The 11396-nt window shown below is 45.5% G+C and carries 10 protein-coding genes; 7 read left to right on the top strand and 3 right to left on the bottom strand.

Going from position 1 to position 11396, the window contains the following annotated elements; all coding sequences use genetic code 11:
• The first annotated feature begins 55 nt into the window (after window positions 1-55).
• The 3 genes from ettA (at window position 56) to QTN94_RS10230 (ending at window position 3281) form a co-directional block, all read left to right on the top strand.
• Complete coding sequence (ettA, locus tag QTN94_RS10240) at window positions 56-1723, top strand: energy-dependent translational throttle protein EttA (RefSeq protein ID WP_138971365.1); 1668 nt, start codon at window positions 56-58, stop codon at window positions 1721-1723.
• A gap of 169 nt (window positions 1724-1892) precedes the next feature.
• The gene (locus QTN94_RS10235) at window positions 1893-2264 is read left to right on the top strand and encodes a PilZ domain-containing protein (protein ID WP_138971366.1); all 372 of its coding nucleotides are present in this window, start codon (window positions 1893-1895) and stop codon (window positions 2262-2264) included.
• Window positions 2265-2276: 12 nt separating this feature from the next.
• Window positions 2277-3281 (top strand): peptidoglycan DD-metalloendopeptidase family protein, encoded by a 1005-nt coding sequence (locus QTN94_RS10230; protein WP_331427583.1) that lies wholly within the window; start codon window positions 2277-2279, stop codon window positions 3279-3281.
• Window positions 3282-3330: 49 nt separating this feature from the next.
• Here QTN94_RS10230 and tyrA read toward each other — a convergent pair whose 3' ends face one another.
• Together tyrA and QTN94_RS10220 are read right to left on the bottom strand one after the other, a co-directional pair.
• A complete protein-coding gene (gene tyrA, locus QTN94_RS10225) occupies window positions 3331-4458 on the bottom strand; it encodes a bifunctional chorismate mutase/prephenate dehydrogenase (RefSeq protein WP_269377372.1) in 1128 nt (375 codons plus the stop codon).
• 24 nt (window positions 4459-4482) lie between these two features.
• The gene (locus QTN94_RS10220; RefSeq protein WP_138971369.1) at window positions 4483-5556 is read right to left on the bottom strand and encodes a 3-deoxy-7-phosphoheptulonate synthase; all 1074 of its coding nucleotides are present in this window, start codon (window positions 5554-5556) and stop codon (window positions 4483-4485) included.
• A gap of 240 nt (window positions 5557-5796) precedes the next feature.
• Between QTN94_RS10220 and QTN94_RS10215 the strand changes: the two genes are divergently transcribed.
• The gene (locus tag QTN94_RS10215; RefSeq protein WP_138971370.1) at window positions 5797-7473 is read left to right on the top strand and encodes a sensor histidine kinase; all 1677 of its coding nucleotides are present in this window, start codon (window positions 5797-5799) and stop codon (window positions 7471-7473) included.
• 8 nt (window positions 7474-7481) lie between these two features.
• A complete protein-coding gene (gene btsR, locus QTN94_RS10210) occupies window positions 7482-8201 on the top strand; it encodes a two-component system response regulator BtsR (protein ID WP_138971371.1) in 720 nt (239 codons plus the stop codon).
• Between the two features lie 41 nt (window positions 8202-8242).
• On the opposite strand, the gene nagZ is transcribed toward btsR, so the two are convergent.
• The gene (nagZ, locus tag QTN94_RS10205) at window positions 8243-9229 is read right to left on the bottom strand and encodes a beta-N-acetylhexosaminidase (protein WP_331427582.1); all 987 of its coding nucleotides are present in this window, start codon (window positions 9227-9229) and stop codon (window positions 8243-8245) included.
• A 99-nt stretch (window positions 9230-9328) separates the two neighbouring features.
• Between nagZ and QTN94_RS10200 the strand changes: the two genes are divergently transcribed.
• Together QTN94_RS10200 and murQ are read left to right on the top strand one after the other, a co-directional pair.
• Window positions 9329-10444, top strand: coding sequence for an anhydro-N-acetylmuramic acid kinase (locus tag QTN94_RS10200; protein WP_331427581.1), 1116 nt, complete (start codon window positions 9329-9331; stop codon window positions 10442-10444).
• A gap of 8 nt (window positions 10445-10452) precedes the next feature.
• A complete protein-coding gene (gene murQ, locus QTN94_RS10195) occupies window positions 10453-11379 on the top strand; it encodes an N-acetylmuramic acid 6-phosphate etherase (RefSeq protein WP_331427580.1) in 927 nt (308 codons plus the stop codon).
• Window positions 11380-11396 lie beyond the last annotated feature (17 nt).

The following is an 11396-nucleotide window of genomic DNA, read 5'->3' as shown; positions in this document are numbered from 1 at the left end:
GCTCTTAGTATAAAATAACCATTTCCGTGAATTGACTATTTAGGAACGATCGGCAATGGCTGAATACGTATATACCATGTCGCGCGTGAGCAAAATTGTGCCACCAAAGCGACAAATTCTTAAAGACATCTCTCTAAGCTTCTTCCCAGGCGCAAAAATTGGTGTTTTGGGTCTAAACGGTGCGGGTAAATCAACCCTACTGCGCATCATGGCTGGCATTGATACCGATATCGATGGTGAAGCACGCCCACAACCAGGCCTAAATGTTGGCTACCTTCCTCAAGAACCTGTACTGGATGAGTCGAAGACTGTTCGTGAAATCGTTGAAGAAGCGGTTTCTGATGTAGCCGGTGCAATGAAGCGTCTTGACGAAGTATACGCTGCGTACGCGGAGCCAGATGCCGACTTTGATGCGCTAGCAAAAGAGCAAGGTGAACTTGAAGCACTGATTCAAGCAAAAGACGGTCACAATCTAGATAACGCGCTAGAACGTGCTGCGGATGCACTGCGTCTGCCTGAGTGGGATCAGAAGATCCAACACTTATCCGGTGGTGAGCGCCGTCGCGTAGCGATCTGTCGCCTACTGTTATCAAACCCAGATATGCTTCTTCTTGACGAACCAACTAACCACTTGGATGCAGAATCTGTCGCGTGGCTAGAACGCTTCCTAGTTGATTATTCAGGCACTGTTGTGGCAATCACCCACGACCGTTACTTCCTAGATAACGCTGCTGGTTGGATTCTAGAGCTAGACCGTGGTGAAGGTATTCCATGGCAAGGTAACTACACTTCTTGGCTAGAGCAGAAAGATGCTCGTCTACAACAAGAAGCTTCACAAGAAAAAGCTCGTCAAAAGACGATTGAGAAAGAACTTGAGTGGGTACGTCAAAACCCGAAAGGTCGTCAGTCAAAATCTAAAGCACGTATGGCTCGCTTTGAGGAACTACAAAGCGGTGATCGTCAGAAGCGCAACGAGACTAACGAACTATTCATCCCGCCAGGCGAGCGCCTAGGTGACAAAGTTATTGAAGTGAATAACCTGACTAAGTCATTTGATGGCCGAGTACTGATTGATGACCTTTCATTCAGCATCCCTAAAGGTGCGATCGTTGGTATTATCGGTGCTAACGGTGCCGGTAAATCGACGCTGTTTAAGATGCTAAGTGGCACTGAACAACCAGATTCAGGCACGATTGAAATGGGTGAAACGGTTAAACTTGCTTCTGTTGACCAGTTCCGTGACTCAATGGATGACTCGAAAACCGTTTACCAAGAGATTTCTGAAGGCGCGGATATCATCAAAATCAACCACTTCGAAATTCCTGCACGTGCCTACTGCTCTCGCTTTAACTTCAAAGGTTCAGACCAACAGAAGATCATCGGTGAGTTATCAGGCGGTGAGCGCAACCGTGTTCACTTGGCTAAGCTTCTCAAAGCTGGCGGTAACGTGCTGCTACTCGATGAGCCAACCAACGACCTTGACGTTGAAACGCTACGTGCACTGGAAGAAGCTCTACTTGAGTTCCCTGGCTGTGCAATGGTTATCTCGCACGACCGTTGGTTCCTAGACCGTATCGCGACTCATATCATTGACTACCGCGACGAAGGTCAGGTTAACTTCTACGAAGGTAACTATACTGAGTATATGGATTGGTTGAAGAAAACCCTTGGTCCAGAAGCTGCGGAACCGCATCGAATCAAATACAAGCGTATTGCTAAATAATGTGATACAGCTTGAAATTTGTGCAAAGGCCGCTAATATAGCGGCCTTTATTATATAGCTCACAATACGGATAATTGTCCGTGTTGCGATCGCGAAGAATGCGAACAAGCGCGTATAGTGGCCACTTTAATTTTGATACTCTTACGAGTTGCAATTAAGAGAGAAAGTTATGATCGAACGCCGTCGTTTTTCGCGTATTGTTTACCAAGCTCAAGCAGTACTGACACAAGAGTCCGTTGAGGTGATCGCCCTTGTCAGCGATCTTTCGCTACACGGTTTATTGCTTACCAGTGACCAATCAGATTTACTCGATGTAGGTAAACAAGTTGATGTTGAATTTTCGCTTCCAGGAAGTGATGTTACGATCCAACTTGTAGGGAATATTGTTGGCCTTAATAACAATGTGATTCGTCTGAGTATTGATCACATTGATATTGAAAGTATCGGGCATTTGAAGCGGTTGGTCGAACTAAACGTAGGTGATGATGAGCTCTTACATCGAGACATCGAACACTTATCTGATTTAGGTGAGTACACCTAGCCTAACTAGCTTATGTCAAAAAAAATTACTATTTCTATCCCTGACTCATCAGGGGTACAACACTTCTATATCTCAAGAAAAAACTTCGTTGTTTCCTCTATGCTACTGATCGGTACGCTAGGTTCTGGTGGGGTTTATTTCTGGCAACAACAGCAGAAAACGCAACAAAACTACAATGCTCTGCTCGATCAACTCAGCTCAGTAGAACAGGCTAAAAACGAACTCGAGATGCTCTACGAAGAGCAAGTGGACACCACCCATTCACTGTCTCAGGAGTTGGAAGATAAGCGTAACCAGATTCAAGTTCTCGGTAAACGTGTCTTTGACGTAGAGTCTGTATTGGGACTCGCTGATGAAACACTCAGCGATGAACAGAATCTTGAAGACCGACTTGATGCCGCAGCGGTTGACTCAGCAGTACGTGCGACCATGTTCCGTATGATCCCGAACGATTCGCCGCTCAACTACCAGCGCATATCTTCTCCATATGGCAGACGTACGAACCCAATTACCGGCAAACGTCATACTCATACGGGCATCGACCTGACATGTAAACGCGGTGAAGAGATTTATGCTCCTGCGGATGGTGTTGTAGAAACCGTGCGCCCGAGTTCAAAAGGATTTGGTAACTTTCTCACCGTTCGACACTCGTTTGGTTTTATGAGCTCCTATGCTCACCTCGCCAAGTTTAAAGTTCGCAGTGGTCAGTTTGTAAGTAAAGGGGATCTGATCGCCACTTGTGGTAACTCGGGTAATTCAACAGGGCCTCACTTGCATTACGAAGTACGCTTTTTAGGACGAGCACTCAACCCACAATACACCATGGATTGGACGCCAGAGAACTTTAACTATCTTTTCGAAAACGAGAACGGAGTCAAATGGGCTCCACTGGTACAAATCATCGATGAAACAGTGCGCTTACAGGTCAATCTGACCAATACACCGTATAGTGATAACTCGGTGAGCACGGTGAAAAACGAACAGGCTTCACAGGCAGAACCTGTGGTGATTCAATAATAGCGATCAAAAAGAGCGACGTTCAGCCGCTCTTTTTACATCCCTAACTCTATCCTCTGTGGATGGAGTCATTGGCTTGCTTCAACAAATTTTGGCTCTCTTCAAGGAACTGCTGCGAGTAGTCACCGAACCAGTCACTGACTTTGTCAAAACTCTCAACAAATGCCTGTTTGTCCTTACCATCAAGAATCTCCAAGGCTTCACCAAAACAACGGTGAAAACGCTTGATCATGTCGATATTCTCTTGAGAAGAGAGAATGATGTCACCGTACAAATTAGGATCTTGACCGAATAGTCGCCCAACCATAGCGAGCTCTAAGCGATAAATAGGTGAACTCAGCTTGAGTAGCTTATCGATATTGGGGTTTTCACGGCTAAGGTGAAGACCGTATGCAAATGAAGTAAAGTGACGTAGTGCCTGAATCAAGGTCATACCATGATCATGCTCACTCGCATCAATCTGACATAAGCTCGCGCCCCAAATAGAAAACTGTTGCAGCAACCATTGGTAGCTCTCTTCGCCTCGGCCATCACAGTAAACAATCACCTGCTTAGCCAAACTTGGAACATCAGGACCAAACATTGGATGCAGACCAACCACCGGCCCTTGGTGCACGTTAAGCATCGCTTGCAGTGGCTTAGACTTAATCGAGGTTAAATCACACAATATACAATCTTTAGGTAACTGACCCAGTTTCTCAATCACACCTTCGGTAAGATGAATTGGAACCGTCACCACAACCATCCCAGCATTCTCAAGCATTTCATCAGCTCGATCCCAGTCTTTGCTCCCAAGCACTTTAACGTCGTAACCAGAAAGCTTAAACATACGACCAAACAAGCCACCAAGCTGACCGTGACCGCCGACAATCACCACAGAGCGAAGCTCAGGATTAAGGCATTTGAAACCAGAATCTTTCTCACTGGCATAAGATTCACGCATTGTGCGGCGAAGAATATCTTCAATGAGTTGAGGGGGCACACCTTTCTTCTCTGCTTCTTGACGACGTGAAGCCAGCATTGCCGCTTCACGATCTGGGGCATAGATAGGTAAGCCGTGTTTACTTTTCACTTCACCGACTTTCTCGACTAACGCAAGTCGCTGGGCTAACAAATCCAAAATCTGTTTATCTACTGCGTCAATCTGATCACGCAACTCATTCAATTCAACGGCCATTGATGTTCCTTGTGCTCTTCTACATTAGCCTTTCAAACGATTCTCTAGGAAAGGGACTAGCTCTTCATGTGCATGGCGTAATAGTGCCTCAGTTGTATCCCAATTGATACAAGCGTCGGTGATAGAAACACCATATTGCATCTCACTTAACGGAATATCAGATGACTGATTGCCCTCGTTAATATGACTTTCGATCATTAGGCCAATAATCGATTTGTTCCCTTCACGGATTTGGTGGATCACATCTTCTGCAACCAAAGGTTGACGACGGAAATCTTTACGTGAGTTGGCGTGACTGCAATCCACCATCAGCGAAGCTTCCAAACCATGCTTGGCCATATCCTGCTCACATTCAGTCACAGAAACTGAATCGTAATTGGTCTGCTTACCACCGCGTAGGATCACATGACCATTTGGGTTGCCTTGAGTCGTCAGTAAAGCAACCTGACCTTCACGGTTAATACCCATAAAGCGGTGGCTTGAAGAAGCAGCTTGCATCGCGTTAATTGCCGTTGCTAAGCTACCATCTGTACCATTTTTAAAACCAATTGGCATGGAAAGACCACTCGCCATTTCACGGTGAGTTTGCGATTCAGTGGTGCGAGCACCAATCGCAGCCCAGCTGAAGGTATCTGCTAGGTATTGTGGGCTGATTGGATCCAGAGCTTCAGTGGCTAATGGAATATTCATTTCAGCCAGGTCGACAAGTAGCTCACGACCAACATGAAGACCGTGCTCAATATCAAAAGAGCCATCTAGATGTGGGTCATTGATCAAACCTTTCCAGCCAACCGTTGTACGTGGTTTTTCGAAGTAAACACGCATAACAATATACAGTTGGTCACTCAGTTGTTCTGAAAGTGCTTTAAGACGCTTAGCGTATTCCTTCGCAGCATCGATATCGTGGATTGAACATGGCCCGCATACAACAAGCAGACGGTGATCTTTCTTGTGGATGATATTCGCGATGGTTTGACGTGATTCTTGGATAGCGCGACGAGCTTTGTCACTAAGAGGCAATTTTGCCTTGAGCTCTTCTGGCGTAATCAGAACCTGTTCATCACTAATATTGATATTGCTCAATTCACTTTTTTGCATAACCTAAACCTGTATATTTATTTTTACACCAAGATTCATCCGTATCACTTGGTCTTGAATAAACATAAAATAACAGCCCAAATTTAGATTGCAATATGTAAACTAAAAAAAACACCAATGTAAATTTAAATTTACACATGAGGTTTTAGCTGGTTTTAGCGAAGAATGATGAGATAAGCATGTTTTCTCTGCGGTTTGTTATCTAGAATAAGGGATAAATCCACACCTAATTTTATTGCTATGGATCTGATTCTTTCCCTACTACAGCAGATGTGTGTCTATTTAGTGCTGGCTTACATGCTTAGTAAGACCCCTATATTTCTGCCATTGCTGAACATATCCAACCGACTTAGCCACAAGTTGAGCGTCTACGTACTGTTCTCTCTATTCTGTATTATGGGGACTTACTTTGGTTTACAGATCAATGATGCCATTGCCAACACCCGAGCGATAGGCGCGGTAATGGGTGGACTCTTTGGTGGGCCTATTGTTGGTTTTTTTGTCGGACTAACCGGAGGCTTACACCGCTACTCACTCGGTGGCTTCACCGACGTGGCTTGTGCAATATCAACCACTGCCGAAGGATTGATTGGTGGCTTACTGCATATCTACCTACTTCGTAAAGGAAAGTCTGAACAACTCTTTAATCCGAGTGTAGTTTTTGCCGTTACCTTAGTGGCAGAAATCGTCCAGATGCTGATCATCCTGATCGTCGCCAAACCTTTTGATCAAGCGTATAACTTGGTATCTGCTATTGCAGCTCCGATGATCATTGCTAACTCAGTCGGCGCAGCCTTATTTATGAGTATTCTGCATGACAGAAAAACCATCTTCGAAGAGTATTCAGCCACGTTTTCACGGCGTGCACTCAACATAGCTGAACGTTCAGTGGGTATCCTGGCATTAGGATTTAACAGCCAAAATGCAGAGAAAATCGCTCGAATCATCTACGAAGAAACCAACGTTGGTGCTGTCTCTATTACCGACGATGAAAAGATTCTAGCCTTTGTAGGCATCGGGGATGATCACCATAAACCTAATACCCCGATCTCTTCACAAAGCACATTAGATGCGATTCAACAAAATGACATTATCTACCTCGACGGTAAGGAAAAGCCTTATCAGTGTTCTTTGTCGTCTGAATGCAAGCTTGGTTCGGCACTGATTATTCCCTTACGTGCGGGAGAACGAGTGATTGGAACAATCAAGTTGTACGAACCCAAGCGAAAACTGTTTTCTACCATCAATATGTCGATGGCTGAAGGGATTGCCCAATTACTCTCAAGCCAAATTCTATTTGGTGACTACCAGCAGAAACAAACCTTGTTATCTCAAGCGGAAATCAAACTACTCCATGCTCAAGTCAACCCGCATTTCTTGTTCAATGCTCTAAATACTATCAGTGCAGTTATTCGCCGAGACCCCGCGAAAGCAAGAGAGCTTATTCAGCATCTTTCTCATTTCTTCCGTAGCAATCTCAAGCAAGATATCGAAACCGTCACCCTCAAAGAAGAGCTTGCCCATGTGAACGCCTACCTGACCATCGAAAAAGCGCGTTTTACCGACAGGCTTGAAGTAACGATAGACATCGAAGAAAGTTTACTCAGTCGCAAAGTGCCAACATTTACCCTTCAGCCACTAGTAGAAAACGCCATCAAGCATGGGATATCAAATCTGCTATTCGGAGGCGTTGTTCGCGTCTACAGTCAGGTCGAGCAAGAGGGTTATCGTATCGTTGTTGAAGATAACGCGGGCAGTTACTCTCCCCCCGCTGATGACCATCTAGGATTAGGTATGCAAATCGTAGACAAACGTCTCACGAATAAATTTGGTCGTGCTTCGGCTCTCACTATTGAAGTAGAACCGGACAGACTTACGCGAATGAGCTTTATCATTCCCAACGAACACTCTCATTAAGGAACACCATGCTTTCAGCATTAGTCATAGATGACGAACTCTTTGCTCGCGAAGAACTGACAGAGTTGTTAGAAGAAACTGGGCATATTCAAGTTATCGAACAAGCCAGCAACGCAATCGAAGGGTTAAAAAAAATCAATCAGCTTAAACCTGACGTGGTGTTTCTCGATATCCAAATGCCACAAATAACGGGAATTGAGCTGCTGGCGATGCTCGACCCCGAAACGATGCCAAAAGTCGTGTTTGTTACGGCTTATGATGAGTTTGCCGTTCAGGCATTTGAGGATAATGCCTTTGACTATCTGTTGAAGCCAGTTGATACCCAAAGGCTTACTAAGACAGTTAACCGACTACTGAAAACACAACGAGTCAATAAGGAGCAAATTGCCGCTATCGCTCCTCCTTGTTTGGATCAGGTGCCGTGTATTGGGCTCAACAGAATCGTTATTATTCCGACTAAAGATGTCGAGTTTGCTTATAGTGACATTAGCGGTGTTCATGTTCAGACCCATGAACAGAAAGCGACGTCTCAGTTGACACTTAAAGTGTTAGAAGAGAAAACACCTCTTGTTCGCTGTCATCGACAGTTTCTCGTCAACATCAGTGCCATTAAAGAAATTAAACTACTGGAAAATGGCTTGGCCGAAATTATCACAGTCAGCAATCACCCTCTTCCAGTGAGTCGTCGTTACCTTAAAACCCTCAAAGAGAAACTCGGTTTTCACTGACTGAGCAATCAATAAAAGAGCCGCAGTCGCGGCTCTTTCAGTTAGGATTCTAAAATACGTTTCATCGCATCTGACGCTTGTCGCCACTGCTCACTGCGTTGCAGATCTTCCAAGGTAAAACTTTGTGTCTTCAACAGTTTAACCGCTTCAGGCGTTTCCATGATCGGCAGATTGTCTAACACCTCAATCTGACCTTGTCGATTATTGCATAACAGCAGCATGTCACAGCCTGCGACCAATGCTTGATGAGACCGCTCTGCTGGCCCCCCCATAATCGCCGCACCTTCCATATTTAAGTCATCAGAAAAAACGATGCCTTTAAAACCTAGTTGGTAACGCAGTACTTGTTTGAGCCAGTATTCAGAACCACTCGCTGGCTGGTCATCGTAATGGGGAAAAACAACATGAGCTGGCATCATTGCATCAAGAATGCCGGCTTCGATTTGCGCTTTAAATATCGCCATATCCTGTTCGAGAATGTTATCGCGATAATCAAATGGGGTTTCTAAATGTGAGTCAGCAATCACACCACCATGACCAGGGAAGTGCTTGCCAGTTGTCGCCATTCCTACCGATTTCATTCCTTTCATGTAAGCGAGACTATGGCAAACGATGGTATCCATATCCTCACCAAACGAACGGTCTCCGATCGCTTTACACTCATGCCCCTGATCCAACACAGGCGCAAAACTAAGATCGATATCATGGGCCACCAGCTCAGCAGCCATCAGCCAACCACCTTGCTGAGCTAACTGCTCACTGTTTTCAAACTGGGCATATCTCTGCGCAGCGGGAATTCGGGAGAACCCCTCTCTAAAGCGCTGTACTCGTCCACCTTCTTGATCAACACCAATCAGAATAGGTCTCTTAGCCGCGTGACGAATAGCTTTATTTAACGCCAATAATTGCGCACTATCATGGTAGTTTCGAGAAAAAAGAATCACACCACCTACGGTTGGGTGTTCAAGAATTTCTTTATCTTCTGCAGTCAGTTCACAACCAGCCACATCGATCCATAACGGTCCCATAATTTCTCCACATCCAGCTCAATTTCGCTATGCTCCCGAGGTTATTAGGATTATTCTCTGTTTACAACGGTTAAACTTCACTGTTAGCGAAAATTGAGCATGACCACAAAAGAGTTATACATTGGCATTATGTCAGGCACTAGCCTTGATGGAATCGATACTGCACTGGTCGAGATTGACGATTGTCATATTCGCCTGTTGGAAAACCATGACCATGCCATTCCAGAGCAGCTTAAACAACGAATCCTAAATGTGTCACTGGGTCAATCAACTACGCTTCCAGAAATTGGTCACATAGATCATCAACTCGGCAAACTTTATGCGGAAGCAGTACAAGCGCTGTTGGCCAAAAGCGGACGAACAGCAAAAGAAATCACTGCCATCGGCAATCATGGTCAAACCGTCTTCCACCAACCTAATGGGGACGCGCCTTTTACCATCCAGCTTGGTGATGCCAATATCATTGCAGCCCTAACGCAGATAGATACGGTCGCCGATTTTCGACGCAAAGATATTGCACTGGGTGGACAAGGTGCCCCTCTGGTTCCTGCTTTCCACCAATCAATTTTCAAATCGAATGGCTCAAGCGTTGTGGTACTCAATATCGGCGGCATTGCCAACATTTCGGTGTTAAGACCGGGGCACCCCATCATTGGTTACGACACAGGCCCTGGCAATATGTTGATGGACGCGTGGTGTTATAAACATCAAGGTATCGCGTTCGATAAAGATGCTCAGCTTGCTAATCAAGGCAAGATTGATACTGACCTACTGTCAGAACTCCTTGATGAGCCTTACCTAACACTTCCAGCACCTAAAAGCACCGGACGCGAACTGTTCAACTTGCCTTGGTTAGAAAACATCCTCAACCGTTACTCAACGAAGGTTGCTGATGTGCAAAGAAGCTTGTGTGAATACACCGCGCAAACTATTGCTAATGAAGTCAAAAAATTCAAACTAGGCGATACGCCAGAGTTATTAACCTGTGGTGGAGGCGCTCATAACCCACTACTCATGCAACGCTTAGCCGAGCTATTGCCAGATTGGCAGGTGATGCTAACCGATGACAAAGGCGTCGACAGTAATAATATGGAAGCGATGGCCTTTGCTTGGCTGGCCTATCGCCGCATTCACAATCTGCCAAGCAATCTGCCTGAAGTCACCGGAGCCTCCAAACTGGCTAGCCTTGGTGTGATGTACTTTGCTGATAAATAAGGACAACTATGACTAATGATGCGCTTATCGCTGCACTTTCACATTTAGTTTCTGAAGGGCGTAATCCTGAGACCATGGATATCGACCTCTTGCCTTCAAGTGAAATCGTCAAGCGAATCAATCAACAGGACCAACAGGTTCCTCTGGCGGTCGAAAAAGTGTTACCTGAAATCGCTCAAGCCGTCGATAAAATCACAGAGGCATTTAAGAGCGGAGGGCGTTTGATCTACATGGGGGCAGGAACCAGTGGTCGTTTGGGTGTTTTAGACGCCTCAGAGTGCCCTCCTACTTTTGGCGTATCCGATCAGATGGTGATTGGACTTATCGCTGGTGGACCAGAGGCGATTTTAAAAGCGAAAGAAGGCGCGGAAGACTCATTTACCTTAGGCATCGAAGACCTTAAAGCGATCAATTTTGCTCACAATGACGTGGTGGTTGGTATTGCTGCCAGCGGCAGAACACCCTACGTGATTGGAGCGCTCGAATACGCAAACCAAATCGGCGCAACCACCGTTGCCCTGTCCTGTAATCCTGACTCTCCCATCGCCGATATTGCACAAATAGCGATTAGCCCAATTGTGGGGCCAGAAGCTCTTACAGGATCGACACGATTAAAATCCGGAACAGCGCAAAAACTTGTGCTGAATATGCTAACGACAGCATCAATGATTCGTTTAGGTAAGAGCTATCAGAACCTAATGGTTGATGTGAAAGCAACCAACAAAAAGCTGGTTGCACGCGCTGCACGCATCGTTATGCAGGCAACTGATTGTGATAACAGTGAAGCGATTGCAACGCTCGAACAAACTCACTATGACGTTAAGGTAGCCATTCTGATGATTCTCACTGGAATGGACGTTGCTGAAGCAAAAAGTAAACTCGATAAACAAGACGGTTTTTTGCGCAAAGCGGTTCAGCTTCACCACAACGATTAACTGAACAACTAGGGGAG

This window comes from Vibrio sp. M250220 (genome assembly GCF_036533795.1).
GTDB lineage: Bacteria > Pseudomonadota > Gammaproteobacteria > Enterobacterales > Vibrionaceae > Vibrio.
The sequence above is the reverse complement of the archived record's forward strand: the minus strand, read 5'-3'. Positions and strand labels throughout refer to the sequence as shown.